This window comes from Microbispora amethystogenes (assembly GCF_016863015.1).
GTDB lineage: Bacteria > Actinomycetota > Actinomycetes > Streptosporangiales > Streptosporangiaceae > Microbispora > Microbispora amethystogenes.
This window is the reverse complement of the sequence record NZ_BOOB01000038.1, coordinates 1-25,929: the sequence shown is the minus strand read 5'-3', so window position 1 is coordinate 25,929 and position 25,929 is coordinate 1. Positions and strand designations below refer to the sequence as shown.

Annotated in this window: 23 protein-coding genes and 1 pseudogene; 13 read left to right on the top strand and 11 right to left on the bottom strand. The window is 71.5% G+C overall.

Annotated elements, in window-relative coordinates:
• Positions 1 to 304: 304 nt before the first annotated feature.
• Positions 305 to 3,679: an ATP-binding protein gene (locus Mam01_RS24025; RefSeq protein WP_204287476.1), complete on the top strand. Its 3,375-nt coding sequence runs from the start codon at positions 305 to 307 to the stop codon at positions 3,677 to 3,679.
• Between the two features lie 41 nt (positions 3,680 to 3,720).
• Here Mam01_RS24025 and Mam01_RS24020 read toward each other — a convergent pair whose 3' ends face one another.
• Together Mam01_RS24020 and Mam01_RS24015 are read right to left on the bottom strand one after the other, a co-directional pair.
• A complete protein-coding gene (locus Mam01_RS24020; protein ID WP_204287475.1) occupies positions 3,721 to 4,473 on the bottom strand; it encodes a hypothetical protein in 753 nt (250 codons plus the stop codon).
• Positions 4,416 to 5,417 carry a DUF6745 domain-containing protein gene (locus tag Mam01_RS24015; protein WP_204287474.1) on the bottom strand — a complete coding sequence of 334 codons (1,002 nt, stop codon included), beginning with the start codon at positions 5,415 to 5,417 and terminating at the stop codon, positions 4,416 to 4,418. The genes Mam01_RS24020 and Mam01_RS24015 overlap by 58 nt, the downstream gene beginning before the upstream one ends.
• A 243-nt stretch (positions 5,418 to 5,660) precedes the next feature.
• Between Mam01_RS24015 and Mam01_RS24010 the strand changes: the two genes are divergently transcribed.
• The 7 genes from Mam01_RS24010 to Mam01_RS36880 all read left to right on the top strand — a co-directional run bounded on the left by Mam01_RS24010 (position 5,661) and on the right by Mam01_RS36880 (position 11,673).
• On the top strand, positions 5,661 to 6,197 hold the full coding sequence (locus tag Mam01_RS24010; RefSeq protein WP_204287473.1) for a TetR/AcrR family transcriptional regulator: 537 nt from the start codon (positions 5,661 to 5,663) through the stop codon (positions 6,195 to 6,197).
• A gap of 294 nt (positions 6,198 to 6,491) precedes the next feature.
• The gene (locus Mam01_RS24005; RefSeq protein WP_204287472.1) at positions 6,492 to 7,790 is read left to right on the top strand and encodes a thiamine pyrophosphate-binding protein; all 1,299 of its coding nucleotides are present in this window, start codon (positions 6,492 to 6,494) and stop codon (positions 7,788 to 7,790) included.
• A 276-nt stretch (positions 7,791 to 8,066) separates the two neighbouring features.
• Positions 8,067 to 8,354, top strand: coding sequence for a 3-oxoacyl-[acyl-carrier-protein] synthase III C-terminal domain-containing protein (locus tag Mam01_RS24000; RefSeq protein WP_204287471.1), 288 nt, complete (start codon positions 8,067 to 8,069; stop codon positions 8,352 to 8,354).
• A 287-nt stretch (positions 8,355 to 8,641) separates the two neighbouring features.
• Positions 8,642 to 9,340 (top strand): class I SAM-dependent methyltransferase, encoded by a 699-nt coding sequence (locus Mam01_RS23995; RefSeq protein WP_204287470.1) that lies wholly within the window; start codon positions 8,642 to 8,644, stop codon positions 9,338 to 9,340.
• Entirely contained in the window at positions 9,274 to 10,149 is an 876-nt protein-coding gene (locus tag Mam01_RS23990) for a ThiF family adenylyltransferase (RefSeq protein ID WP_307820116.1), read from the top strand. Before Mam01_RS23995 ends, Mam01_RS23990 begins: the two co-directional genes overlap by 67 nt.
• 5 nt (positions 10,150 to 10,154) lie before the next feature.
• Positions 10,155 to 10,901, top strand: a complete 747-nt coding sequence (locus Mam01_RS23985; RefSeq protein ID WP_204287468.1) for a pyridoxal-phosphate dependent enzyme — start codon at positions 10,155 to 10,157, stop codon at positions 10,899 to 10,901.
• A 19-nt stretch (positions 10,902 to 10,920) separates the two neighbouring features.
• The gene (locus Mam01_RS36880) at positions 10,921 to 11,673 is read left to right on the top strand and encodes a hypothetical protein (RefSeq protein WP_239101556.1); all 753 of its coding nucleotides are present in this window, start codon (positions 10,921 to 10,923) and stop codon (positions 11,671 to 11,673) included.
• A 152-nt stretch (positions 11,674 to 11,825) separates the two neighbouring features.
• Here the strand turns inward: Mam01_RS36880 and Mam01_RS37715 are convergent.
• The 7 genes and pseudogenes from Mam01_RS37715 to Mam01_RS23955 form a co-directional block, all read right to left on the bottom strand.
• Positions 11,826 to 12,059, bottom strand: a pseudogene (locus tag Mam01_RS37715) (PQQ-dependent sugar dehydrogenase); the annotation flags it as partial.
• A complete protein-coding gene (locus Mam01_RS36875) occupies positions 11,981 to 12,496 on the bottom strand; it encodes a PQQ-dependent sugar dehydrogenase (RefSeq protein WP_239101555.1) in 516 nt (171 codons plus the stop codon). The gene Mam01_RS36875 and the pseudogene Mam01_RS37715, both read right to left, overlap by 79 nt.
• Before the next feature lie 108 nt (positions 12,497 to 12,604).
• Positions 12,605 to 13,030: a VOC family protein gene (locus Mam01_RS23975; RefSeq protein WP_204287569.1), complete on the bottom strand. Its 426-nt coding sequence runs from the start codon at positions 13,028 to 13,030 to the stop codon at positions 12,605 to 12,607.
• A gap of 128 nt (positions 13,031 to 13,158) precedes the next feature.
• Positions 13,159 to 14,298, bottom strand: coding sequence for an alpha/beta hydrolase family protein (locus tag Mam01_RS23970; RefSeq protein WP_204287467.1), 1,140 nt, complete (start codon positions 14,296 to 14,298; stop codon positions 13,159 to 13,161).
• Positions 14,299 to 14,358: 60 nt separating this feature from the next.
• Complete coding sequence (locus tag Mam01_RS23965; RefSeq protein ID WP_275409071.1) at positions 14,359 to 15,057, bottom strand: response regulator; 699 nt, start codon at positions 15,055 to 15,057, stop codon at positions 14,359 to 14,361.
• Positions 15,058 to 15,065: 8 nt separating this feature from the next.
• A complete protein-coding gene (locus Mam01_RS23960; RefSeq protein WP_204287466.1) occupies positions 15,066 to 16,199 on the bottom strand; it encodes a sensor histidine kinase in 1,134 nt (377 codons plus the stop codon).
• 124 nt (positions 16,200 to 16,323) lie between these two features.
• Positions 16,324 to 17,139 (bottom strand): SDR family NAD(P)-dependent oxidoreductase, encoded by an 816-nt coding sequence (locus tag Mam01_RS23955; RefSeq protein ID WP_204287567.1) that lies wholly within the window; start codon positions 17,137 to 17,139, stop codon positions 16,324 to 16,326.
• A 109-nt stretch (positions 17,140 to 17,248) separates the two neighbouring features.
• Between Mam01_RS23955 and Mam01_RS23950 the strand changes: the two genes are divergently transcribed.
• Positions 17,249 to 17,854 (top strand): TetR/AcrR family transcriptional regulator, encoded by a 606-nt coding sequence (locus Mam01_RS23950; protein WP_204287465.1) that lies wholly within the window; start codon positions 17,249 to 17,251, stop codon positions 17,852 to 17,854.
• 93 nt (positions 17,855 to 17,947) lie between these two features.
• Positions 17,948 to 18,592, top strand: a complete 645-nt coding sequence (locus Mam01_RS23945) for a DNA alkylation repair protein (protein ID WP_204287566.1) — start codon at positions 17,948 to 17,950, stop codon at positions 18,590 to 18,592.
• A 45-nt stretch (positions 18,593 to 18,637) separates the two neighbouring features.
• On the opposite strand, the gene Mam01_RS23940 is transcribed toward Mam01_RS23945, so the two are convergent.
• Both Mam01_RS23940 and Mam01_RS23935 read right to left on the bottom strand, forming a co-directional pair.
• Positions 18,638 to 20,122 (bottom strand): class I adenylate-forming enzyme family protein, encoded by a 1,485-nt coding sequence (locus Mam01_RS23940; protein WP_204287464.1) that lies wholly within the window; start codon positions 20,120 to 20,122, stop codon positions 18,638 to 18,640.
• Entirely contained in the window at positions 20,106 to 21,671 is a 1,566-nt protein-coding gene (locus tag Mam01_RS23935) for an NAD(P)-binding domain-containing protein (RefSeq protein WP_204287463.1), read from the bottom strand. The genes Mam01_RS23940 and Mam01_RS23935 overlap by 17 nt, the downstream gene beginning before the upstream one ends.
• A 62-nt stretch (positions 21,672 to 21,733) precedes the next feature.
• Here Mam01_RS23935 and Mam01_RS23930 point away from each other — a divergent pair, with 62 nt between their 5' ends.
• From Mam01_RS23930 to Mam01_RS23920, 3 genes are all read left to right on the top strand, one after another.
• Complete coding sequence (locus Mam01_RS23930; protein WP_204287462.1) at positions 21,734 to 23,224, top strand: aromatic amino acid ammonia-lyase; 1,491 nt, start codon at positions 21,734 to 21,736, stop codon at positions 23,222 to 23,224.
• Between the two features lie 189 nt (positions 23,225 to 23,413).
• Positions 23,414 to 24,907 (top strand): Ig-like domain-containing protein, encoded by a 1,494-nt coding sequence (locus Mam01_RS23925; protein WP_204287461.1) that lies wholly within the window; start codon positions 23,414 to 23,416, stop codon positions 24,905 to 24,907.
• A gap of 262 nt (positions 24,908 to 25,169) precedes the next feature.
• A complete protein-coding gene (locus Mam01_RS23920; RefSeq protein ID WP_204287460.1) occupies positions 25,170 to 25,913 on the top strand; it encodes a DUF8817 family protein in 744 nt (247 codons plus the stop codon).
• Positions 25,914 to 25,929 lie beyond the last annotated feature (16 nt).

Sequence of the window (25,929 nt, the reverse complement as noted above, 5' to 3'; positions counted from 1 at the left end):
GGCTCTCCGCGGCCCCCGAGACCTGCCCGCGGTCCGGGGGCCGCCGCGGGGAGTACGCGCGTCCCCGGAGGCCGCGGCACCGCGCAGTCGCGCACAATCAGCTCCTAATTCAGCTCCAAGTCGGATTCAGGAGACTCTCATCCGTCAGGTCCCGTCAACCGGGCGAGGAGGGTTACCGAAGTAACGAGGGCGAATTCCTCCTGTCACAGAATCATGACATTTGTTGCAAAAGCCCTATAAGGGATATTTTATGCATCAAGAGGATCCCGAAGCAGTCGTATCTACTGGCCGACAAGGTGGGGGCATGGATTTCCGCGTCCTGGGACCCTTCGAAGTACGTGACGACAGCGGGGCCCTCGTCGGCCTCGGCGGCCCACGACAACGAGCCGTCCTGGCCCGGCTGGTGCTGGCCGCGGGAGCGGTCGTCTCCACGGACACCCTGATCGACGATCTCTATCAGGGCACGCCGCCCACGACCGCCCTGGCATCGCTCCACGTCTACGTGTCGAACCTGCGCCGGGCCATAGAGCCGGGGCGGGCGCCACGCACACCCCCGCGGCTTCTCGTCGCACGACGGCCGGGCTACCTGCTGGACACCTCCGGCATCGACGCGCTGCGACTGGCCGAGCTCGTCGCCGACGCCGAACACCGCCCGCCCGAGCAGGCCCTGCCCCGGTTGGACGAGGCTCTCGCGCTCTGGCGCGGCACGCCGTACGGCGAGTTCTCCGGCGAGCTCTGGGCGGTCACCGAAGTGAACCGCCTGTGCGAGTTGCACCTGGTGGCGATGGAACGCCGCGCCGAGGCACAGCTGGATCTCGGCCGTCCGCAGGCGGTGATCAACGATCTGGAGGCCCAGACCAGCAGGCATCCGCTCCGGGAACGTCTGTGGTGGCTGCTCGCCCTCGCTCTCTACCGCTCCGGCCGGCAGGCCGACGCCCTCGGCACGCTGCGCAGGGCCAGAGGGCTCATCGTCGCCCAGCTCGGTCTCGACCCCGGCCCCGAGCTGCAGACCCTCGAAGACGACATCCTCCGGCAGGCCCAGTCGCTGGCGCACGCGCCGAACCCCGCCTCGCCGAACCCCGCCTCGCCGAACCCTGCCTCGCCGAGCCATATCTCGCCGGCCCCCGCCGCGCCGCCCGTCGTCCTCGCCAAGGCCCCGCCGCCGCCGAGGATCGGCCGGGACCGGCAGCTCGCGGGGATGGAGGGCCTCCTCCACCGCGGCGACGTGAACACCATCGTGGTGAGCGGCGAGCCCGGCATAGGAAAGACGTGGCTCCTGGAGGCGTTCCGCGAGCGCTGCTCCGAGCTCGGCCGTGTCGCGCTGTGGGGCGGCTGCCAGGAGATCGAGGGAGCCCTGCCGCTCTGGCCCTGGATCCAGGTGCTCAGGTCTCTCTCCCAGGTCCATCCGCCTCTGGACCGGCAGGCGCTCACCGGCCTGCTCGACGAGGAGGCGCCCGCGGGCTCCACCGTGGGCGCGAAGATGCATCGGCACCGCGCCATCGCCGACTGGCTCGTCGCCACCGCGCGGATCCAGCCGCTCGTCATCATCTTCGACGACCTCCACTGGGCCGATCTCGCCACGCTCGAACTGCTCGGCGACGTGATGGCGCTCATCAGGGACTCGCGCGAGGCTGTGCCCCTCACGATGGTCGTGGCGTTCCGGGACAGCGGTGACCTCTCCGCGGTCGAGCGCGTCGTGAGCCGGCTCGCCCGTCACGACCTGCTCCGTCTCCGCCTGGCCGGGCTCGACGCGGCCGCCGTGCAGGCGCTGGCCGCCGCGACGGGCTCCCGGCTCGACGACGAGACCGCGCGCCGGCTGACCCTGCGTACCGGCGGCAACCCGTTCTTCATCCGTGAGACGCTGCGGATGCTCGCGCACGGCCACCCGCTGGACGGGCTGCCCGACGCGGTCGCCAGCCTGATCCGCCAGCGGCTGGCGGAGGTCGGCCCGCAGGTGACCGACGTGCTGAGGGTCGCCGCGGTCATCGGCAGGGAGTTCGATCCCGACGTCGTCGCCCAGATCTGCCGGACGGGCTCCTACGACCTGCTCGATCACGCGGTCAGGGCCGGGCTGATCCTGGCCACGGCCAACCGGATGGCCTTCACCCACGACCTGGTCAGGGAGACCCTCATCCGTGGGATCCCTCCGTTGCGCAAGGCGACCATCCACCGCGAGGCGATGAACGCGCTCGCCACGCGTCCGGCGGTGGACCTCGCCGTCATCGCCCACCACGCGATCGAGGCGGGTCCCGCCGCGTACGCCGAGGCGGTGCACTGGGCGCGGGCGATGGCCGAGCAGGCGACCCTCCGCCTCGCCTACGAGGAGGCCGCCATGTGGTGGTCCCACGCGGTCAAGGCCCACGGCGCGTCCGCCGGTGATCCGGCCGACCACGTGGAGCTTCTGCTCCGGCAGGCGAAGGCGCTGCTCGAAGCGGGAGACGCCCTCGGCGCCAGGAAGGTGCGCGCCCAGGCGATACGCACCGCCGACCGGGCCGGCGACCGTGCCACCGGCGGGGGCGGCCCCCTGCTGGTCGCTCGCGCGCTGACCGCGCTGGACGCCCCGTCGATCTGGAACCTGCGCAATCCCTACCAGGAGGTGGAGCTTCAGCTGGTGCACCGGTTCGAGCTCGCGCTCAGGACACTGCCGGAAAGCGACAGTCCCGAACGGGCCCGCCTGCTCGGCGGGCTCGCCCAGGAACTGTACGACGGCACCGACGACACGCGCTGCGACCTCTACTCCGCGGAGGCCGTCGAGATGGCACGGCGGCTCGACGATCCGCAACTGCTGATGCGGATACTGAACGCGCGCTACCTGTCGCTCCCGAGCAGCATCTACGTGGAGCAGTCCCTGGACATCGCCGAGGAGATCGGGGCGCTCGCGCGGCGCACGCAGACGCCCGAGTTCGAGCTCCTCTCGGAGATGATGCTCACCTACCGCCGCATGGAGCTGTTCGACCTGACGGGAGCCGACCAGGCGGCCGCCCGCTGCGACGAGATCCTCAACCGGATGCCCCTGCCGTGGCCGCGCTTCCAGCACACGGTGTGGCGCGCGGGGCGTCTCGCCGTCGCCGGGCGGTTCGACGACGCCGAGGCCGTGTACGCGGCCGCGGAGCGGCAGGCCGAGCACATTGGCATGTGGTATGCCGGATCGATCGTGGCCCTGGGCCGCGTCCTCCTCCACTACCAGCGCGGGACGATAGCCGACGCGGAGCCCCTCGTCGACGCGATCGCCGACGTCCACCCCAGCGCGGAGCAACTGCTGCGGGTGCTCATGCTGTGCGCGCAGGACAGGCTGGAGGAGGCGCAGAAGCTCGCGGCCGGAGGATGGGTGCCGCCGCCACTCGACTGGGCCTGGCTCACCCTGACCTGCCTTCAGGCGGCGGCGCAGGCGGCGGTCGGGGACGTCGAGGCGTGTGAGGCCACCTACACCGTCCTCGTGCCCTACGGCGGGCGAGTGTCGGTGGGGGCCTCCATCGCCTTCCTCGGGCCGGTGGACTGGTTCCTGGCGTTGCTCGCGTCGACCGTGGGCGACCCGGCCTCCGCCACGCGCCATCTGCTGCGGCTCGGACGGCTGGCGGGCCGAGCCGGCCTGACCATGTGGCGCAACCGCGTGATGGCGGTCGCCGGTCTGGCGATCTCACCCGTGTGGTGGGACGCGACGGTCGTGAGAGCCGGCTGACGCCCGGGTCACCGGCGTTCCGGCCGCCACCGCGGGTCGTCTCACCGCGCCTTGCCGCCGGCCTCCAGATCGGCTCGCGCGAGGTCCCAGCACTCCGTCAGGAACTCGGCGGAACAGGCCAGCGCGGTCTTCCCCACCGCGGTCATCCGGCCGAGCGCGTCCGGGTGCCCGGTCAGGCAGGAGCCGAGACGGTGCCGCCGCAGACTCAGCTGGCCGCCCTGCCGGCCGATCAGAGCGGCCAGGAAACCACAACAGCCCGAATCACGCCCGAAGACCCGCCGGCAGTTCTCCAGGAGAGCGGGACCGGCCGTCACCAGCACCCGCGCGACCTCGTAGTCGACGGCGGCCCCGCAGTAGGGGGCCGGACCGCGGACGACGTTCTCACGGAGCCGCACGTAGAACTCGGCGGCGGCCGGCGGGGGCGTCGCCAGGAGGGCCTCCACGTCAGGCCGCTCGCCGTACCGCACCTGCCACCAGTCCGCCGCGGCGTGGACCGACTCCAGCAGCATCGCCACGGTGTCCATGCCGGGTGAGTCCGCGCCAGGCGCGTCCGCGTCCGGCGCCTCCCCCGGCCGCCCCGTCTCCGCCGGGCGGTTTCCCGGGCTCTCGTCCAGGAGCCACCATCCCTCGTGCCGGCTCAGGTAGACGCCGTGCGCACCGGCACGCAGGAACCACCGGGCGAACAGATCGCTCTCGCAGTCAGGCGCCAGCAATCGGGCCAGAACCCGGTCTCCGGTCACGAGGCGGCGCTCCGGCTCCAGCGCCGCCTCGTAACGGTCCAGGGCCTCCTCCATCGGTCACCCCCTCGACGTCCGGAAGCGGGTGATCCGGCGGCACAGTGCTCCCGGCCCGCGGACTCGGCCGCGCACCTGCGGATCTCCGGGTCGGCCTCTCTCCTGATCGCCTCCGGAGCGGGGTCCGTGATGACCCACCCGGGCACCGGCGTTCCGTGCCAGGCGTGGAGCGCGTGTCCGTCAGGCCAGGACAGCGCGGGCCCGGTCGCGCTGTGGAGGCGCTCCTGCTCGTCCCGCCACAGGACCGCGGGCCGTTCGGACAGGACGACGCCGTCCGCCGACGGGATCCACCAGCCGACGTGGCGGGCGACGGCGGCGAACGCCTCGAGCCGCTCGTCCCGCATCCGCGTGACGCGGAGCGCGCACGTGTAGAGCGCGATCCAGTACGCGTCCCGCCAGACGTCCTGGACCCCGCCCAGATGACCGCACGACAACGAGGGGAACCGGGCGTCGAGCCGGCTCAGGACAGGGCCGCGCAGCCGCACCCCGAAGCGGTGCCACAGAGGCTCCCTGAGCCGGGCCGCGATCTGGGTGCGGAGCTCGTCCCACGTCCGCGTCCCGAGTTCGTCCCGAAGGCGGCGGGCCAGCCGGTCCTCCAACCCGCTCCACGGACTGCTCCGGTGCCGGCGCCGCAGCTCCCGGCGCAGTTCCGCCACGAGCCCGGGTGACGACGACTCGTCCGGGAGACGAGGCGGGCCCGGGGCGGGGGCGTCGCCGACGCAGGCCCGCAGGCAGGCGACCGGAGAGCCGGCCCACACGATCCGGCCCGGCGGCTCCATCCGCATCACCGCGTACGCCTCGCGGACCGCCCGCTCCGCCGCGCTCCGGTCGGCCGGGTCCGTCGACAGGCCGATCTCCGTCCACGTCGCACAGACGTCGGCGACAAGGGCCTCGTGTTCCTCGGTGAGGACACCATCGGATCTCCGCGGTGCCTGAGCATTCATCCGGTCTCCAGCGGGAGCGACATCGGGTTTCGCGTTCCGGTACGTTCACGGGAACGCGGCCGGTTCCCGCACCCAGGCTCGCCCGGCGCCCTAGTCGGCCACTTGGACACGCTCCCCCTGGCCCTTAAAGGATCTAAAGCCGCCTGATCGCGGCTCCGTCCGGCAGGCCGGCGGGCGGCGGCACAGCCGGCCCGGGATCGAGGGACATCGCTCTCACAGCGGGCCTTCCGTAATATCGACCGGGTGAGCGACCCGGCCGGCAAGCAGCCCTATCATCACGGCGATCTGCGGCGCGCTCTGATCGACGCCACCCTGGAGGCGATCGCCGAGGACGGGCTGGACGGGTTGAGCCTTCGTGAGCTGGCCCGGCGGGCGAACGTGTCCCACGCCGCTCCCGCCCACCACTTCCGTAGCCGGGCCGGGCTGCTCACCGCGATCGCGGCCGAGGGCTACCACCTGCTGGCGGAGGAGCTGGAGCGGGCGCGCGGCGAGGACGTCACCGAGCGGGCGGTCGCCTACCTGCGGTTCGCCACCACCCGTCCCGCGCATTTCGCGGTGATGCGCGCCCCCGAGCTGTGCCTCACCCGGGATCCCGAGTATCTGACCGCTCGCGAACGAGTCGCGGAGCAGCTGCTCCACCCGCCCGACGGGACGACCGCGCTGGCCGCCTGGGCGCTGGCTCACGGCCTCGCCAACCTGCTGCTGGAGGGGAACGTGCAGCCGGACCCCGGAAGCGACGTCGAGTCCCTGGCTCGCGCCCTGCTGCGCCACCTCGCCTGAATCCGGCCGTCCCCCGGCCCGGCTCCGCCAGGCGTACGCGATCTTGTCATCGACAAGATTGAATCTCGCAGTGGATCCTGTCGATGCGTGTCCACCGGCCGGCGCGGCAGCCCGGCCCAGGCATCCCGCCCACACGCAGTCAACCCGGCCTTCGACCGCCGCTCCCGCACGCCACCGGCGTCCGGATCCCCCTGTCACCCGCGTCACGGCCGCCGGGCAAGCGCGCGGCGGACCACGTGGCCGGCCGGCCCCCTCGTTCACGGCATGCGACTCCGCCCTCAGGAGGCAAGGCACATGCGCCTGGCCGAGCCGAGGACGTTCCCGCGCATCCTCGCCCAGGCGATCAACGTCGCCACCGCCCCGCGCCCCTGCGCCGCGTACGTGTCGGTGCCCGCCGACCTCGCCCGGATGGCCGCCGGGGACGAGAAGGCGGCCGTCCCGGCGTGGCGGCCCGCGTTCGACCTCCCCCGCGGGCACGCGCGGCACGTGCTGCAGGCTCTGGCCAGGGCGAGGCGTCCCCTGATCTACCTCGGCAGCGGCGCCCGGGAGGCGCTGGCGGGGGGCCGGGCGGAGTTCCACGAGCTCGTCCACGCGTTGCGGGCCCCGGTCGCGACCAGCCTGCGCGGAAAGGGGCTGTTCCCCGAGAGCGACGAGCTGTCCCTGGGGGTGCTGGGCATGGCGGGGAGCGAACGCGCCAGGGCCTACGCGGAGGCGGGAATCGACACGCTGGTCGTGATCGGCAGCAGCCTCGGCGAATGGGCGACCCGCGGCTACGACCAGAGCTTCACGACCGCCTCGACCTATTTCCACGTGGACCTGGACCCCTCGGTGTTCGGCCAGTTCCTGCGCGGCGGCGAGCACATCCAGGCGGACGCCGCGACGTTCCTGCGCGCCCTGCGCAGCGAGATGCCGACCTTCACGGAGGCCCCCCTGGCGGTCCCCGTCCCGCAGCGGCAGCCGACGCCCCCTCCGGTCTCCCGGGAGACCCCGATGTCGCCGGTGTCGGTCATGCTGGCGCTGAACGAGACTCTGCGCGGCGAGGACGACCTCTACATCGACATCGGCAACTGCACCGGGTGGGCCGCCCACCACCTCGTGATCGACCCACCGGCGCGCATCTTCTATCCCTGCGGCCTGTCCTCGATGGGCTGGTCGTGCGGCGCGGTCGTCGGCGGGAAGATCGGCGACCCCCGCCGGACGGCCATCGCCCTGCTGGGCGACGGAGCCTTCCTGATGAACGGCAGCGAGGTGCGAACCACCGCCAAGAACGGGGTGGGGGCCGTCTACGTCGTCCTCGACGACGGCTACCTCGGCATGGTCAACCACGGGGAGCACGCGCAGGGCGGGGGTGTCGTCCCCCTCGACGACGACTACTACTTCCTCGGCGGGGCCGACCTCGCGCGGTTCGCCGAGTCCCTCGGCGCCGACGCCCATCCGGCGGCCGATCCGGACGGCCTGCGGGAGGCTCTGCGAGCGGCCAGGACGGGGGCGGCGAAGCGGTCGCGGCCTCAGGTGGTCGTGGCGAGGATCGACCACCGGGTGATCCCGCCCTACGGCGAGCGCTTCACCTCGATCGCGGGGGACGGCTCATGACAGGCGGAGCGCACCCCGAGATCGGCGTCGCGGAGGTGGGATCGGCGCTGCCGACGGTGGTCACGCGGACGCTCCCCGCGCTCGGTCCCTCCCCCGAGAGCCCGCTGTTCACCGGCGGCCGTACCCGCACGGTCCTCGCGCCGGGCGAGACCGCCGAGGATCTGGCGGTGGCCGCCTGCCGCCGTGCGCTGGAGGAGGCCGACGCGCCCGCCGCGCAGGTCGATCTCCTCTCCGGCTATGTCACCGTCCCCGAGTTCCTGAGCCCCAACGGGCTGTATGGACGCCCCGCCCGACCTCGTGCACAGGCTGCTCGACCGCAACGGCGTCCCTCCCGGGAAGGTGACGGTGATCGGCCACCAGGCGTCGGACCTCCTGCTCGACCACTGGAGGCGCCGGTTGCACCCCGCCCGGGTCTTCGACACGCTGGACCGCTACGGCAACCTCGTCATCGCCTCCGCCGCCGTCACTCTCGACGCCTACGCGGGCCTCATCGACACGCCGTACCTGGTCCTGTTCGGCCTGGGCATCGGCTCGTACCAGATCGCGATGCTGATCAGGATGTGATCGGGCGACCTGCCCACCGGATCTCGAAATCACCCTGCCGCGTTTAGTTTTCTTTAGTGGATCGACCGCGACGAAGGTATCTTGACAGTGTCAGGTATGGTCGGATTATGATTGCGCCCGTCGACCCGACGATGTTTTTCCGGGCATCGAGAGGCGAGCCGTCGCAGGGTTGACAGCGGCCGTTCATCACTCTTTCCTCCACCGCCTTCCCTACGTTTACATTCGCCTGCCACCGCGCCCGGAAACAATTCACGGGCGGAATCGGCCACAGGGAGTTGACAGCCATCATGCAGGACAACATCTGGACCGATTTCGCCAGAAGTTACGACCAGATGATTCCCGAGCTGAACTGCTACCAGCAGATGCTGAGAAAGATCCTGCGCGACACCGAGGGCCGCCGGACCGTCATCGACGCCGGCTGCGGAACCGGACTCGTCAGCCAGGCCCTGATCGACCGCGGCCACGAGGTCGTCGGTTTCGACAACAACGCCGCCATGCTGCGCCTGGCCCATGACAAGAAGGCGGCCGCGCCGGGCGAGGCCCGCGACCGGTGGACGGTCATGGACGGGCACGTGGAGCGGTTTCCGGCCGCGGTCGCCCGGGACGCGGACGCGGTCGTGCTCAACAACGTCCTCTTCTACGTCCGGGACGCGGAATCGGCGCTCCGCGAGGTGTTCTCCCATCTCAGGCCGGGCGGCGTCGTGATCGCGACCGGCCCGAAACGCCGCCCGGACCTGCAGAAGGTCCTCCGGCACTCCATCGAGGAGTGGCAGACGGAAGGCCGTTACACCGACGCACTCCAGGCCGCGGTGGCCCACCACACGACCTGCGCCCGGAAACTGACCACCGATCCCGGCGAGATGGTGACGTTCTTCCAGGTGGACGAGCTGGTCGGCACATTGCGACGGCTGGGTTACTCATGCCCCCTGGTGGCGGACGGCGACGACTACTACGGCGAGAACTACTACGTCTGCATGCAGAAATGAGGTTTCGAGTGGAACCCTTCACCGGGAACCCGAGATTCCAGCGCAACCTGGGAATTCTGGACGAGGAATCGATGAAGCGGGTCGCGGACACGCATGTCCTGGTCGCCGGCGTGGGCGGCGCGGGCGGTCAGTGCGCGGCGGACCTGGCCCGCCTCGGCTTCGGCTGGGTGACGCTGGCGGACTTCGACGTCTACGAGATACACAACGCCAACCGCCAGATCGGCAGTTTCGACAGCACTCTCGGCCGCCTGAAAATCGACGTCGTCGGAGACATGTGCCAGGACATCAACCCGGAGTTGCGAATCCGTAAGGTCGCGGAGGGAGTGACGGAGGACAACGTCGACTCCCTGCTCTCCGGATTCGACGGCAAGCCCGTGGACTACGTCGTGGAGGCGATCGACATCGTCGGCGCCCGGGCCAAGGAACGACTTCACCAGGCGTGCCGGAAGCGGGACGTCGTCATCATGACCGCTCTGATGCTCGGATTCGGAGCAGCGCTGCACGTCTTCCAGCCGGACGCGCCTCTCTACGAGGACCTGTACGTGCTTCCGGACGGGCGCATCGACCTACCGAAGATCATTCCAGGGCTCGGCGGCTACGTCGTGCAGGAGTACTGGGATGCCTGTTTCGCCGGACGCGGGCACGCGCCCACCTGCGTGGTCGGAGCCACCACCGCGGCCGGGATGACGGTTAGCGAGATCATGCGCGCCGTCCTCCTGGGGCGGGACCAGATGGTCTCCTACCCGGAATACCTGTATGTGGACTTCTTCGAACACCGTTACGTCCGGGGCTCGGTCACCTCCGCGTGAACGCGATGACCACGCCTTTCACGCTCACGCGACCCGAGAAGGACGGCCCGGCCGTGCTCTGGGGCGGAACGTGCCCGTCGGGCAGCCTCAAATACCTGACCTACGAGTCGTACCTCGACGCGGTTCCGGAAGGCGTCCGGGGGCTCGTCGAGATCTCCGGGGCGTCGACGGCGCTCGCCCTGGACCTGATCGGGCGAAGGGCGGGCCTGCCCACGGTCGCCGTCACGGACGCCGACGGCCGTGACCACCTGACGAGGCGCGGCTTCCGCGGCGAGATACGGACGATCACGAGCATCGAGGAAGGCCGCGAGGTGTGCCTGCGGTACGAGCGGGCGGGCTGGTGCTGGCCGAGGCAGTTCACCGACGACGCCCTGGTGGGACGCGTGGAGCTGTGGGCGGCGCGCCTGCTGCGGCGGATCCGCGCGGACTGGCCCGAGGTCCGCCACCTGGTCTGCGGATTCGGCACCGGCGCCACCGTCGCGGGACTGCACCGTGTCTTCACCCCCGCCGGGTACGCGGTCACCGGCGTGCAGGCGAGGGAAGGCGACCACGTTCCCGGCTGGAGGAACTACGCCCTGCAGAACCTGGGAGATCAGGACCTCTTCCACCGCTACCGGAAGGAGGTTCCCCTAGCCACCGCGTGCGGCGGCGAGAGCGCGCTGGGTTCGCTCCTGACGTACGCCAACGCTCACGCGGCTCCGGAACAGGTGCTGGTCATCTCCCATGACGGCCGTCCCCGGCCCCGGCATTGAGACCTGTGGAGGCTCCACCATGCTCGGCGAGATCCTTGAGACAGGCCGCGGGTCGACGACCACCGCGGTGCTGGACGACGTCCTCCGGAGATCCCAGGACTGGTTCGCCCGGCGGCGGCTGACGCTGCGATACGACGAGGACGTCTCCGGTTGGGCCGGTCACATGCGGACAGCGGATCGGAGCGAGGGCACGAATCCCACGTTCGACCCGGAGCACAGTCCCGTCTCCGCGGCCAACAGCTACTGGCTGGACGTGCGGGACCGCGACGGACGAACTGTGGCCTGCATCGCGGTCCGCGTGATCCACACCGCCGACTTCGCCCGGCACATCAGCTCGATGAGGTTGTGGTACGACCCGGTGCCCGCGGAACTGGAAGGGCGGCTGGATCTGGTCCTGCCTCCGGAGACCCCGGTCATCTCCGGCGCGGTGGCGCACTACGGCGGCCACTGGGTCCACCCGGACTGGCGGAGGAACGGGTTGCCCGGCGTCCTGCTCCCCCTGGCCAAGATCCTCACGGCGGAGCTGTTCGGAAGCGACTGGGACACGGGAATCGTGCTCCTGGACAGTGCCCGGAAGCGAAGCCTTCTCGCCGCGTACGGCTTCGCGAGGACCGAGATCTGCTATTCCGGCTTCTTTCCTCCCCGGAATCGCGACGAGACCTTCTTCCTGGTGTACAGCACCCGGGAAGAGACCCTGCGCGCCCTGCCCGCGGCGATCTCCGGGCTCCGCGAGGAGGCGCAGGCGGGAGGTGTCAGGCGGCCGGCCGGGTGACGAGGGACGGGAACGGCGGGGCGGCGGGCGGGATCCGGAGGATCCGGTCGGGAGGGAACGGCGTCCCAGGGCCGTCCGGGGTTCGTCCCCGTGCCGTCGTGGCTGCTCGTCGTCACCCAGAGCCAGCCGTCCGGGCCGACGGCCACGGTGCGCCGACGCCCGTACGTGCCCTGGAGCTCGGCCACGGGCGTGCCCGCTCCGCCGGGCGCCGGCACCGCCCACAGCCGCGTTCCGCGCAGCGCCGCGGTGAAGAGCGTCCCGTTGGCGTACGCGAGGCCGCTGGGCGACGCCTCGGCCGGGCGCCAGCTCACGAGCGGGTCGCGCAAACCCGCCTTGCCGCACGCGCCCTGGCAGGCCGGCCAGCCGTAGTTGCCGCGCGGCTCGATGGCGTTGAGCTCGTCCCAGGAGTCCTCGCCGAACTCGGTGGCGTACTGCCGTCGGGGCCGAAGGCGATCCGCCCGCCGTTGCGGGTCTGGGCGCGGGGGATGCCGCTGAGGACGACCTGCTGCGCGTCGGGGTAGTTCCACCGGAACCGGACCACGCGGTTGTCGGAGGCGGTGGTGAGGTAGACGTAGACGAACAGGTCCTGCGGGAAGGCCGGGGAACGGGCGATGCCGAGCAGGCCGCCGTCGCCCGTCACCGACACGTTCCGGACGGTGGTCACCCGCACGGGGGTGGCTCCGGGGGTCACCCGCATGATGTTCGCCGTGGCGCGTTCGGTCACGAGGGCGGTGCCGTCCGGCAGGAACGCCGCGGGCTTGCCCGCACACCGCCGACCTGCGCGTACGCGGCCCTCCTCGACGTGGGCGCGGGAAACTTTCACCGCCACGGCAGGCTCGGGAGTTCCCGGACATGCGCCGCGTGCCCCGCTGGGAGAGGGAGGCGACTCGGCTCGTCGCCCGGGCGTCATCCCGCGGGGGCCGGCCGCCTGTCAGCCGAGCTCCTCGGCCAGCGCGACGACGATGCCCTCGGGGCCGCGGATGTAGCAGAGCCGGTAGGCGTCCCCGTACTGCGCCACCTCGCCGACGAGCTCGGCGCCGTGGGTGCGCAGGCGGGCGATGACGTCGTCGATGTCGTCGACGGCGAACATGACGCGGCGATAGCCCAGCGTGTTCGCCGGGGCGTCCTTCGGCACCCCGGCGACCGCCGTGGGCATGTGGTACTTCGCCAGCTCGATCCGTCCGTGGCCGTCCGGAGTCCGCATCATCGCGATGTCGACCCGCTGGTCGTCGAGCCCGACGAGACGGGCCGCCCAGCGCCCCTCGATCAGCGCCTTGCCCTCCAGCTCCATGCCGAGTTCCGCGAAGAACGCGACCGCGGCGTCGAGGTCGTCGACGACGATGCCGACGTTGTCCATCCGCTTGATCGTCATGGTGGTCCTCCTCTGTCGCGCGGCCTGTTCGTGGCCGCCGGTCTTCCCTGGGACGGAGCGGGCGCCGCGTTCTCGACATCCTCCACGATCCCCCGGGCCGCGTTCGGCAGACCTCAGCCCGGGTGACCCGTCCGGCGCGGGCCGGGTGCCGTGCGCGTGAGGAAGGCGGCCAGCGTGCGGTCGTAGCGCCCGCGGTCGGTGCTCCAGATCTCCGAATGACCGGCGCCGGGGAACTCCTCGTACTGGATCGGCCAGTTCATCGCGCCCGACGACCTGGCCAGCTCACGCGCCGTCTCCACCGGGTGCTCCTGGTCGGCGTCGCCCATGAGCAGCAGCGTGGGCGGCTTCACCCGCGGCGGGTGGCCGAGCAGGTCGATCGCGGCGATGTCGAAGCCGCCGCGCCAATCGATGACCTTCTCCGTGATCGGCACCACGAACGACGGCAGGTGCATCCGGGCGGCGGCGAACTCGCCGGTCCGCCGGCTGCTGATCTCCGGGTTCTCCAGCACGACGGCCGAGACGACGTCCGCCAGGGGAGATCGGGTGAGAAACCGGCCGACGATCGCGCCGCCCATCGAGGCGCCGTAGAGCACGATGTGCCGGGCGCCCATGGACCGCGCCTTGCCTGTCGCGGCCTCCAGGTCACGCCACTCCGACTCGCCCTGGTGCAGGAACCCGTCCGGGGACGCGGGCGCGCCGAGGTCGTTGCGGTAGGTGATGTCGAGCACCGGCATGCCGACCCTGTGCATGGTGGCGATGGCGTGAAGGCTGGAGTTGCGGTGGGCGTTGGCGCCGTGCACGGTGATCGCCCAGGTGTCGCCGCGCGCGGGCACGTACCACGCGGGCGCGTCGCCCAGCTCGGTCGGCACCATGACCTCCGTGAAGTCGAGGCCGAGCGCCGTCTTCGGGTCGCCGCTGTAGGTCATGTACATCGACGCGCGGATCCCGGTCGGCGGGGTCTGACCGCTGACGCGCACGCGCTCCACCCGGCCGGCCGATCTCCTGACGATGTCGCCGACCATGGCGGAGCCGCTGCTCCAGTTGAGCGACCACGTGCCGGGGCGGGTGGTGGCGGCGGACGCGGTGACGGTGACGGTCCCTTCCGTCACGCCAAGGACGACCTCGGGATAGGCGATCGTCTCCGGGTGGTTCGGCACCAGGGCGATATCACTGACATACCAGGCACCCGCTCCCAGCCCTCCGACCGATAGGACCGCCAGCGCGGAGGCGGCCACGAGCAGCTTTCGCTTCATGCCCTCATGCTGGCCGTACGGCACGGGCCGGGGGATCGCCCGTGGGAGCGGGATCCCGCCTCACTCCTGAGAGCGGGGCGTGACCAGTCCCGACTCGTACGCGAGCACCACCGCCTGCACCCGGTCGCGCAGGCCCAGCTTGGCCAGCACGCTGCTGACGTGCGTCTTCACCGTGTGCTCCGTGACGAACAGCTCGGCGGCGATCTCCGCGTTGGACAGGCCCCGCGCGACCTGGCACAGCGTCTCCCGTTCCCTGGCGGTGAGCGCGGCCAGCCTGCCGTCGCCGGCCCAGCGTGCGACGGCTGGGGGTGCGGCGGCGGAGCGTGAGCGGCGCACGACGTCGCTGATCAGCCTCCTGGTCACCGTCGGCGCGAGCAGCGACTCGCCCGCCGAGACGACCCTGACCGCCTCCACCAGCTCGGCCCGCCGCATGTCCTTGAGCAGGAAGCCGCTCGCACCGGCGCGCAGCGCGTCGTAGACGTACTCGTCGAGGTCGAACGTGGTCAGCACCAGCACCTTCGCGGCGGTCTCACGGCAGATCCCGGCGGTCGCCGCGATGCCGTCGACCCTCGGCATCCGCACGTCCATCAGCACCACGTGCGGTTGGAGTTCACGGGCCGCACTCTCCGCCTCGGCGCCGTCGGCGGCCTCACCCACCACCTCGATGTCGGGCTGCTCCGCCAGCATCATGGTCAGACCGTCGCGTACGAGGGTGTGGTCGTCGGCGATGAGCACCCTGATGCTGTTCCGCGTCCGCACGCCTCAGTCTACGAGGCCGGCGGGCGCGCGGGAGTGCCCGCGTCCGTGAGAGCGCCGGCGAGCGGCAGGCTGGCGGCGACGCGGAAGCCCGTCCCCTCTGAGCCGGTGACGAGCCGGCCGCCGGCCACCGCCACCCGTTCGCGCATGCCGATCAGCCCATGCCCGCCCGGCCCACGCTCGGCGCTCGCGCCGCGCCCGTCGTCGTGGACCTCCAGGTCGAGGGCGTCGTCCCGCCACGTGACGCGGACCCGCACCCTGGTCGCCCCGGCGTGCCTGACGGTGTTCGACAGTGCCTCCTGGACGATCCTGTACGCGGTGACGGCGAGGTCGGAGTGACAGGGACGGGGCTCGCCGCGCTCCTCGAAAGTGGCGTCGAGCCCGGCCTGCCGCACCCCCTCGACCAGGGAGGGGACGGATTCGATGCCGGGCTGCGGGTGGCGCTCGGCCTCCTCCGGCCTGAGCGCGAGGAGCACCCTGCGGAGCTGGGACAGGCCGTCCCTGGTGGTCGCCGATATCGTCTCGAAGATCCGCTCGGCCCTGGCCGGGTCCGTGCGCAGTGCCACGGGCCCGGCCTCCGCCTGCAGGACCACCAGGCTCATCGCATGGGCGACGATGTCGTGCATCTCCCGTGCGATCCGCTCCCGTTCGCGTACGGCGGCGACCTCCCGCTCCTCGGCGAGCCGCCGCGCGCGCTCTTCGAGGACGGCGATGCGGTCCCTGCGCGCTCGCGCGCCGGCGCCCAGCGCGTACGCGACGACGAACGCCGCCGCCGTGGGCCCGTAGCTGAGCGGCTGGTGATGCTGCAGGATCGCTGCGGAGGCGAACCCCGCGATGGTGCCGAGCACTCCGACCAACATCCGCGGGGGCGGGGACAGCGAGGCGAGGCCGTAGGTCGCGATCAGCGACGCGCCGGGGATCCCGCCCATCGAGCCGGTGAGGAAGAGGGCTCCGGTGCTGATGCCCGTCACGGTGCTCACGAGCAGGGGGAACCGCCGCCGCCACAGGAGCGGCAGCGTGTTCACCGCGGCCAGGACGGCCACCCACCACTCCAGGCGACGGCTGAGCACGGCCATGATCATGATGCTCAGGAAGCACCCGATCGCGAGCGCCGCGTCGACCACCGAGGGAGGAACACGACGCATTCCGTCAGTATCCCCGGCGCCCGGCGGCCACGGCCTCACTCCTGAGAGTGAATCCGGGTGGGCGAGGTGTCGCCGGGATCACGGCGGCGCCCCTGGCCGCCACGTGGTTCGTCCTGCGTGCGGGTCATCCGGGCGCCTTGCGGCTGAGGTGCTCCCAGGCGCGGTGCTCCGCCACCCGGTCCTTGAGGCCCTGCTGAACGATGTCGTACGACGCGGCGCCGACGATGAGACGCCGGGGCGGCTCCGGCAGACCGGCCAGCTCCATGATCACGGGAGCGGCGGTCTCCGGGGCGGGGCCGGCCTCGTCGCCCCACATCTCGATCAGCCTGTCGCGCAGCTCCTGATAGTGCGGGCTGGGCTCGGTCAGCGTGGTGCCCGTGGTGAACAGTCCCGTGTCGTAGCCGCCCATCTGCACGATGGTGACCTTGACGCCGAACTGCCCGGCCTCCCCCGCCACGGCCTCGGAGACCGAGTCGAGCGCCGACTTGGCGGCCGCGTACAGGCCGACCATGGGGAAACCGCCGCCGGTGCCCATCGTCGTGACCTGCAGGACGCGGCCGGACCTCTGGGCGCGCAGATGCGGCAGCACGGCCTGGGTCACCCAGATCGCGCCGAACAGGTTGACGTCGAAGTGCGCTCTGATCTGCTCCTCCGTCGCCTCCTCGACCATGCCCAGGAGCATGACGCCGGCGTTGTTGACCACGACGTCGAGCCTGCCGAAGGCCGCGACCGCCCGCTCCACGCCCTCGAACACGGCCACCCGGTCGGTGACGTCGAGCGGCAGCGGCACCAGGTCTCCGGGATACCTCCGGACGAGGCCGGCGAGCGGCTCGACGTCGCGCGCGGCCCCGACCACCCGGTCACCCGCGCGCAGCGCCGCCTCGGCGAACGCCCGTCCCAGCCCTCGTGACGCGCCCGTGATGAACCACACCCGGGTCATGAGCTCCACCTCCTCCTTCTCGGATGCACCCCCAGGAGGCAAGACGGTACGTCTCGCCTCGCTTTGAGTCAAGACGGAACGTCTCGTCTCAGAGTGATACAGTCCGGGCATGGCCAAGCAGCCCGACCCCGCCCGCCGCAGCCAGCGCTCCCGGCAGGCCATCCTCACCGCGGCCCGCGAGCTGGTCTCCGAGGTGGGATACGCCAAGCTGACCATCGAGGCCATCGCGGCCCGGGCGGGCGTGGGCAAGCAGACCATCTACCGCTGGTGGCCCTCCAAGGGCGCGGTGATCCTGGACGCCTTCCTGGCGCTCAGCGAAAGCGGGCCGGAGCAGGACATCACGCTGCCCGACACCGGCGATTTGGAGGCCGACCTCAGGGCGGTGATGCGGGCGACGGTGGCCGAGTTCGCGGATCCGGACTTCGAGAGGCCGATCCGCGCGCTGAACACCGAGATCATCAACGACCCTGCCCTGGCCGCCCTGTACCTCGAGAAGCTGGCCGGCCCGGTGGACGAGGCCAAGAAGGCCCGGCTGCGCAGCGCGCAGCGAGCCGGGCAACTCGCCGCCGACGCCGACCTCGATCTGGCGCTCGAACTGCTGTACGCCCCCCTCTACCAGCGCTGGCTGCTGCGCTCCGGCCCGCTCACCGCGCAGTACGCCGACGCCCTCGTCGACGCCTTCCTCAAAGCCATGCGGCCGACAGGACCGAGCTGAACCTGCCAGTGCTCCTAGGCTGGTCTCACACGCGATGGACAGGGGGCCGATGTGGCCGGAACGACGCCGACCGGGACGACGCTGGCCGAGGTGATGACCGAGCTGGCCGAGCTCGACGACCCGAAGGCGCGCGAGGCGAACGAGAGACGCGGTGACGACCACGGCGTGAACCTCGGCAGGCTGCGCGCGCTCGCGAAGCGGCTGAAGACGCAGCAGGAGCTCGCGTGCCGGCTCTGGGAGACAGGCGACACCGCGGCGAGGCTGCTGGCGATCCTGATCTCCCGTCCGAAGGCGTTCGAGCGTGACCGGTTGGACGCCATGCTGCGCGAGGCGCGCGCGCCGAAGGTGCACGACTGGCTCGTGAACTACGTGGTGAAGAAGAACCCGCACGCCGAAGAGCTGCGCCTCGCCTGGTCCGCCGATCCGGATCCCGTGGTCGCGAGCGCCGGCTGGGCGCTGACCACCGAACGCGTGGCGAAGAAGCCCGAGGGCCTCGACCTCGCCGGACTGCTCGACGTCATCGAGGCGGAGATGAAAGACGCCCCGGATCGCCTGCAGTGGGCGATGAACCACTGTCTGGCGCAGATCGGGATCGAGCACGCCGAGCACCGCGCCCGTGCGATCGACATCGGCGAGCGCCTGGAGGTGCTCAAGGACTACCCCACTCCCCCGGGCTGCACATCCCCGTACGCACCCATCTGGATCACCGAACTCGTGCGCCGGCAGCACGGCGAGTAGGCGGGTCCGCGCTCACGCCGCGCCGCCCTTCTCGCCGGACGGGCGTCAAGGGGCGCTGTTGCCGGCTCCGGGGATGACGGTGGCCAGAAGGCGCTTGTCCGGTTTGCCGTTCGGCGCCGTCGGCACCTCGTCGAGGACGGTGATGGTCGCCGGAACGCAGGCGTCGCCGAGCCGCTCGCCGACCAGCGTCCGCAGCGAGCCGAGGTCGGGGATCCGGTCCGCCGCCGGCACCACGAACGCGTGCACCGCCTCACCGGTGTCCTCGTCCGGGGCGCCGACCACGTACGCCTCCGCGACGTCGGGGGAAGTCGCCAGGGCCCGCTCGATCGGGCCGGCGTAGTAGAGGTTCGCGTTGACGATGATGACGTCCCGTGTCCGCCCGGCCAGGTACAGTCGTCCGTCCTCGTCGAAGTGGCCCAGGTCCCGGGTGCGCACCCACCCGCCGACGAACACCTCCGCGGTCTCCGCCGGGTCGGCCCAGTAGCCGACGGCCTGCGCGGGGGTACGGACGTACAGCTCGCCGTCGACACCGGGCGGGACGGGCCGGCCGTCCGCGTCCCGGATCTCGACGTCGACGGCGTCGGGCGGGAACCCGACCGACGGGGGGACGTCCTGCGGCGTGGCCATGGAGATCGTGCCGGTCTCGGTCTGCCCGTAGCCCTGGAACACGACCGGGCCCAGCACGTCGAGTGCTTCGCGGAGCCGGGACGCCTCCATCGGCGACCCCGACACCATGAGCGCCCGGAGGCTGCTCAGGTCGGCCGGGGCGGTGCGCTGGGCGGCGACGAGCTTGTACAGGCGAGGCACGGTGATGACGCTGGCGGTCGCCCGATGCCTGGTGATCGCGTCGGGAAACGCCGGCGGGTCGGCGACGACCATGGTCCCGCCCGCGGCGAGCGTGAGCACGCCGTACTCCATCATCACCTGGCTGCCCAGCGACCCGAAGACCAGGTAACGCTGCAGCCGGGAGGCCAGTTCGCGGATCGCGGGCGGCCACGCCGCCGGGCGGGCCGTCCACGCCGCGTCCATGGCGGCGTAGGTCTGCGCGCAGGCCTTGGGCGTGCCGGTGCTCCCGCTGGTGTAGACGAGCCGGGCGACGTCCTCCGGCCGCCCGGACAGGCGCAGCGGACCGTCCTCGCCGGGCGCGGACAGCAGCTCGGCGATGGTCAGCGTGCGCCGTGCGTGCGCCGGCCCGGTGGCCGCGTCGGTGACGACCGCGGCGATGTCCTGGTGGAGCACGTGGCGTAGCTGGCCGTCGGGCAGTCCGGGCCGCACGCCGACGGCCCGGGCGCCCACGACGTAGGCGGCGATCGTCGCGGCGAACGCCTCCGGGGTGACGCCGAGCATCATGGCGAGACCGTCCCCGGGCCCGACGGCCGCGGCGCGCAACCCGGCCGCGATCCGCCGGACGAGGCCGAGCATCCGCGCGCCGGTGACGGCACGGGCGCCGTGCTCGAAGACGGGCCGGTCCCCGGCCGCGGCCAGGAGGTCCAGAACGGCCCGCGGGTACGGCTCAGCCGACGTCGGCAAGGCACTCCTTGACGAAGACCGCCAGGGGCTGCTGGTGCACCTCCGGCAGGTTCCAGTGGTTCTCCAGGTTCTCCGCGAGGTGGTGGACGCCGGCCGGCACGCCGTCCCGGTAGTGCCGCACCACCGGGTGCAGGTAGCTCGCGTCGTGGGCGTTGACGGCGTCGTTCTCGACGACCCTCGGGATCGAGATGTCGAACGGGTCGACGGCGTCGTGGCCCTCGCCGTACTCCAGGGTGACGACGAACGTGTGCCGGGCGCGGCCGAGGCCGCCTTCGGCCACGTACGCCACCGGGACCTCCTCCTGGTACCGCGCGGTGGCTCCGTTCCCGGTGCCGGTCACGGTGACGACGTCGCCGAGCACGCCGAACTGCTGCCACAGCGCCGACGAGCGGTTGACCCGGGCGATGATCGCGTCACCGATCGCCTCGGGCGTGGGCTCGACCTGCTCGGCCGGCCAGGTCGCGCCGTGGTGACGGGTGGTCAGGATCCGGTAGAGCGCGCGCACGCCGTACCGGAAACCGTGGATGAACCCGCTGGTGGCCTTCTTGAAGTCGCGTTGCTGGGTGAGCGTGCCGGCGAAGTACAGGTCAGGCACGTTTACGGACTCGTACGCCGGCGTCTGCTCGGGGAAACGGTCGTTGATGACCAGCGTGGGCCGGCACCCGTCGTCGAACACCGAGGCGTCGAACCGGAAGCCGGTGCACACGACCACCCGGTCGTAGAACAGCTCGCGCAGCGCCTCCACCGTGCGGGCATAGCGGAACATCACCCGGTAGCCGCCGTCGGCACGGCGTTCGATGCTCTCCACCGTGCCGTCGAGGACCGTGTTCTGGGACTTCAGCTGGTAGCTGTCGAGGAAGTTGTTGTTCACCGCGCGCAGGTGCCCGACGAAGTGCGACTGCCAGGCCATCCTGACCGAGTGCGGCCCGGCGACGTGGATGACCGCGGCCTGGTCCATGAGCGCGTCGGCGGTCTCGAACGCCGAGTTGCCCTTGCCGATCACCAGCACCCGCTGGTCGGTGAAGGACCGCGGGTCGGTCTCGAACGTGTCGTAGCGTTCGGCGAGCTCGATGCCCGGGATCGGCGGGACGTACAGCTGGGAGACTCCGGTGGCCACGACCAGCCGCCGCCCCCGCCAGGTGCGTCCGCCGCGGTCGGTGGCGATGAACCCGTCGTCGTCCCGGCCGATCCGGACGACGTCGACGTCGTAGTGCGCCCGGACGCCGGTCGCCGCCGCGTAGTCGGACAGGTAGCGCACGAGATCGTCGGCCTGCGGGAAGTACTTCTCGCTGTAGCGGGTGAACAGCAGCTCGGGATCGTCGCTCAGCAGCGAGTTCCAGTCCATCCGCAGCCGCAGTTCCGGATCGTCGTACCCCGTGTGCACCTTGTTGATCGAGATCAGCTGGCGGTGCCGCGGGTAGCGGGTGAAGAAGGTGCCCGGGCCCGCTCCGCGCTCCAGGACGACATAGTCGTGACCGCCGTGTTCGAGCAGTGCGGCGAGCTGCAGCCCGGCCGGTCCGGCCCCGATGATCAGGTAGTCATGCGCCATGAGCCGGAAGCTACGGACGAATTCTCATAGGATTCTGAGAATCGGCTGCCTACGGTCCCGGCATGTCCGCCGTCGAAGGCACCATCAACCTCAGCGCTCCGCTGCGCTCAGCCGACCTGCGCCGCGCCGCGACACCGGTGTCCGTCGTGGTCGACGCGGCCGTCCGGGACCGCGTCGAGCGCGGCCGTGGCTTCCTCCGCGACGTACGGGAGGAGGAGCGCCCGGTCTACGGCGCGACCACCGGATTCGGCGCCCTGGTCGGGTTCGCCGGCCGGGAGGAGGAGGCGGACCAGTGTGACAACACCCTGGCCCACCTCGGCGCCGGGCAGGGGCCGGATCTGCCCCATGACGTGAGCCGGGCCGCGCTCCTCGTGCGTGCGTGGTCGCTCGCCCAGGGGGCGTCCGGGGTTTCGGCGCACGTGGTCGACGGGCTCGCCGCGATGTTCACGACGACGTTCGTCCCGGCGATCCCCCGCTACGGCTCGGTCGGCGCGAGCGGGGACCTGATCCCGCTCGCCTATGCCGCCCAGGCGCTGCGCGGCCGGGGACAGGCGTATCTCGACGGCTCGCGGATGCCCGCGGCCGAGGCGCTGCGCAATGCCGGGCTGACCCCGTTGACGCTCGACGGCCGGGACGCCCTCGCGCTCGTCAACGGCACCTCCCTCACCACGGCCGCGACCGCCCTGGCCCTGGACAGCGTCCGGTCCTCGCACCGCGCGCTGCAGGCGCTCACCTGTCTGCTGGTCGATCTGCTCGGCTGCGACCCGGGCTTCCTCCACCCGCGCCTGCTCGACGCGTACGGCCATCCCGGCGCGACCGACGTCGCCGACGGCATGCGCACGACCCTCGCCGGGATCGTCCCGGCCGGCACACGTGCGCTGCAGGAGCCCTACAGCATCCGCTGCTCCCCGCAACTGCTGGGCGCCGCCGAGGACGCCCTGCGCTACGTCGACGGTGTCGTCGCGGCCGACCTGTCCAGCGTCAGCGACAACCCGCTGTTCTTCCCCGACGACGACCTGGTCGTGCACGGCGGCAACTTCTTCGGGCAGCCGGCCGCGTTCGCCGCCGACGTCCTGGCGATGGTCACCGCCCAGCTCGGCAACCTCGCCGAGCGGCAGCTCGACCTCCTCGTCGACCCGGCCCGCAACGGCGGCCTGCCCCCCATGCTCGCCGCCGGACCCGGCCGTCAGCACGGGATGCAGGGGGTGCAGCTCGCCACGACCGCGTTCGTCGCCGAGATCCGCCGCGCCGCCGTGCCGGCCGGCATGCAGAGCCTGCCGACCAACCTGCACAACCAGGACGTGGTGCCGTTCGGCACCCAGGCCGCCCTGCGCGCGTACGACATGGCCGACCTGCTGCGGCTGCTCTGCGGGTCGCTGGCGGTGGGGCTGCGGCAGGCGGCGCACGTCGGCGCCCGCCACCCCACGGCCTCGGGCTGCGCGGCGCTCCTCGACGCCCTGACCGAGGCGGTCCCCGCGGTCGATCCCGACCGTCCACTGGACGCCGACGTCCGCAAGGCCGCCGACCTGCTCACCGCGACACCCCCTCTCTGAGATACCCCGGCGCGAGCAAGCACGGCCTCCTCGGAACGCGTGCGCCTCCACCCCGCGACGAGCGAGGCTCCCACCTGCCATTACGAGGCTTGGTCGCCAACCAGTCGTGGCGAGGGCAGCACGTCGGCTTGCACCCCCACCTTGATCACATGTAGTTACTTGTCAACCACAGAGAGTAAGGATGACAAGGTGAACCGCACACTGTGTCAACGGCGCGGCCTCGCCGGCCGAGCCAGGGCCGTGGCGACGGCGACCCTCGCCGGGGCCTTCATGATCCCCCTGCTCGCGGCGACCAGCACGGCCTCCCAGGCGCAGGCCGCCGTCTCCGGCGCCACCATGAGCAGGCCTGGCCACCAGGCCGCAGCAGCGCCCTGCGTGCGGCAGGGGCAGGCCGACTACCCGGTCGAGTACTACTGGAAGAACGCGTTCGGCATGCGGCTGGGCAGCGGCTCGATCTCGGTCGTCACCTCGCCCTCGCTCTGGGGTGGTCAGATCGCCCCGGGCAGCACCTTCACCCTCACCCTGACGCACCGTACGGCGCAGTGGCCGCTGCTGGTCCGGACCTACACCACGATGTGGGACGTGTCCTCCCTGCTCGCCAACGCCCAGGTGGTGGGGCCGGTGAGCAACGGGACTCTGAGCGGCAACACCCTGAGCGTCACGTCGCCGGGCACCAAGACCGACCCGGGGCCAACAGTCGTCACCTTCCGGGTCAGGCCGGGCACCGCCGGGCGGAGCATGACCATCCGCCCGAGCGGGATCAGCAGCGTCATCGCCGCTCCCGGTCAGCTCGGCAACAACGCCTCCGCCCCGCCCATCAACATCGTCAACGGGCAGTCGATCTCGCCCACCAACGCGGCCGACGACACCGCCGCCACCACGGAGAACACCGCCGTCACCGTACCGGTGCTGGCCAACGACACCGCGACGGCGCCGGCGATCAGCCAGGTGACCCAGCCCGCCAACGGAACGGTGCGGATCTCCGGCGACAAGCTGGTCTACACACCCGGCAAGGACCGCGCGGGCACCGACACCTTCACCTACACCATCGAGACCGCCTGCGGCAGCAGCACCGCCACCGTCACCGTCGCCGTCACCTGCACCCGCAAGCCCGTCGACCTGGTCAACGGCAGCTTCGAGGCGCCTGTCGTGAACCGGTACGACTGGAACATCCCCGACGCCTCCACCAACCCCGGCGTCGGATGGCGGACGACCGCCTCCGACCGCAAGCTGGAGTTCTGGAACAGCTCCAGCGGCGTCCCGGCCGCGGACGGCCGGCAGTTCGCCGAGCTCAACGCCAGTGAGCCCTCCACGCTCTACCAGGACGTCCCCACGGTTCCCGGTACGGTGATGACCTGGTCGCTGTATCACCGTGGCCGGTCGGGAACCGATGTGATGCGGGTCCTCATCGGCGCACCGGGCGCCACCACCGCGCAGATCCCTGATGGGGCCACCTCGACCGACATCTCGGACGGCAACACCGCCTGGGGCCGTTACACCGGCACGTACGTCGTGCCCCCAGGGCAGACCGTGACCCGCTTCGCCTTCGAATCGGTGTCGGCCGCCGGTGGGAACCCGGCGATCGGCAACTTCCTCGACGGCGTCGTCTTCCAGACGCCGCCCTGCCTGCCCATGACCGCCAATGCGACGTCCAGCAAGGCGGCCACGGCGCGTCAGTCCTGACGCGCCGGATCACCCGCCCGCATTGATCCAGGCAGCGGGATCGGTGGTCCGATCACTATAAGTCACGCTTCCGGCCGAGGTAGGGGAACCGGCCGCGAGCGGAGGGGGGCGGTGCGCGTGCGCACCGCCCCCTTCCCTTCATGCCGAGGACCCCTTCCGCGGGGCCCTGCTCGCCGGCCGTCTAGAACGATCCATGTGCGAGTTCCGCCGAAGGCTGTAACCATCACCGGAGCCATCGTCAGGCGACGGGAAGGTGGATGACGTGAGCGAGCCCGCGATCCGGCCGAACGAGACGACGGTGCCGTTGATGCCGTGCGCGTCGGTCGAGGAGACCTTGGCGTTCTACGAGGCACTGGGGTTCGAGGCGACCTACAAACAGAGCAGGCCCTACGTCTATCTGGCGTTGCGGTGGAGCGGGATCCATCTGCACTTCGGCCCGGCGCCCAAAGACCTGGATCCGGTCCGGGAGGAGTCCGGAGGCTGCCTGGTCCTGGTCGACGCCGTGGCGCCGTACCACGCGGCGTTCGTCGCGGCGATGCGCCGGGTCCACGGGAAGGTGCTGAGTTCCGGCCTTCCGCGTATCACCCGCTACCGGCCCGGCGCGTCCCGGTTCACGCTGATCGATCCTTCCGGGAACTCGATCATATTCATCCAGCGCGACGAGCCGGGCGAGGTGGAGTACGGCGGCTCGAAGAAGCTGACAGGCCTCGCCAGGGCTCTCGACAACGCCCGGATCCTGCGCGAGTTCAAGAACGACGACCTCCAGGCCTTCCGTGCGCTCAAGTCCGCGGTGCGCAGGCACGGCGCGGACGCCCCAGCGGCCGAGCGGGCCATCGCCCTGTGCCACCTCGTCGACCTGGCCACGATTCTCGGTGAGCCCGCCGATCCCTGGCTCTCCGATCTGCGCGGCCTCGAGCTGACCACTGACGACAGGCGGCGCGTCGAGTCGGAACTCGCCCATCTCGACGGCCTGCGGGAATGGCTCCCGTCAACTTCTCGGCCGTAAACAAACGACCGAGCTT

Coding starts and splice junctions, on each gene's coding strand:
- Mam01_RS23930 (WP_204287462.1), top strand. CDS start 21,734: ATGTCCGCCGTCGAAGGCACCATCAACCTCAGCGCTCCGCTGCGCTCA.
- Mam01_RS23975 (WP_204287569.1), bottom strand. CDS start 13,030: ATGGACAACGTCGGCATCGTCGTCGACGACCTCGACGCCGCGGTCGCG.
- Mam01_RS23985 (WP_204287468.1), top strand. CDS start 10,155: ATGACCACGCCTTTCACGCTCACGCGACCCGAGAAGGACGGCCCGGCC.
- Mam01_RS23960 (WP_204287466.1), bottom strand. CDS start 16,199: ATGCGTCGTGTTCCTCCCTCGGTGGTCGACGCGGCGCTCGCGATCGGG.
- Mam01_RS23990 (WP_307820116.1), top strand. CDS start 9,274: ATGCCCCCTGGTGGCGGACGGCGACGACTACTACGGCGAGAACTACTA.
- Mam01_RS23935 (WP_204287463.1), bottom strand. CDS start 21,671: ATGGCGCATGACTACCTGATCATCGGGGCCGGACCGGCCGGGCTGCAG.
- Mam01_RS23955 (WP_204287567.1), bottom strand. CDS start 17,139: ATGACCCGGGTGTGGTTCATCACGGGCGCGTCACGAGGGCTGGGACGG.
- Mam01_RS23945 (WP_204287566.1), top strand. CDS start 17,948: ATGACCGAGCTGGCCGAGCTCGACGACCCGAAGGCGCGCGAGGCGAAC.
- Mam01_RS24005 (WP_204287472.1), top strand. CDS start 6,492: ATGCGCCTGGCCGAGCCGAGGACGTTCCCGCGCATCCTCGCCCAGGCG.
- Mam01_RS36880 (WP_239101556.1), top strand. CDS start 10,921: ATGCTCGGCGAGATCCTTGAGACAGGCCGCGGGTCGACGACCACCGCG.
- Mam01_RS24015 (WP_204287474.1), bottom strand. CDS start 5,417: ATGAATGCTCAGGCACCGCGGAGATCCGATGGTGTCCTCACCGAGGAA.
- Mam01_RS23995 (WP_204287470.1), top strand. CDS start 8,642: ATGCAGGACAACATCTGGACCGATTTCGCCAGAAGTTACGACCAGATG.
- Mam01_RS24025 (WP_204287476.1), top strand. CDS start 305: ATGGATTTCCGCGTCCTGGGACCCTTCGAAGTACGTGACGACAGCGGG.
- Mam01_RS23970 (WP_204287467.1), bottom strand. CDS start 14,298: ATGAAGCGAAAGCTGCTCGTGGCCGCCTCCGCGCTGGCGGTCCTATCG.
- Mam01_RS24020 (WP_204287475.1), bottom strand. CDS start 4,473: ATGGAGGAGGCCCTGGACCGTTACGAGGCGGCGCTGGAGCCGGAGCGC.
- Mam01_RS23950 (WP_204287465.1), top strand. CDS start 17,249: ATGGCCAAGCAGCCCGACCCCGCCCGCCGCAGCCAGCGCTCCCGGCAG.
- Mam01_RS24000 (WP_204287471.1), top strand. CDS start 8,067: ATGGACGCCCCGCCCGACCTCGTGCACAGGCTGCTCGACCGCAACGGC.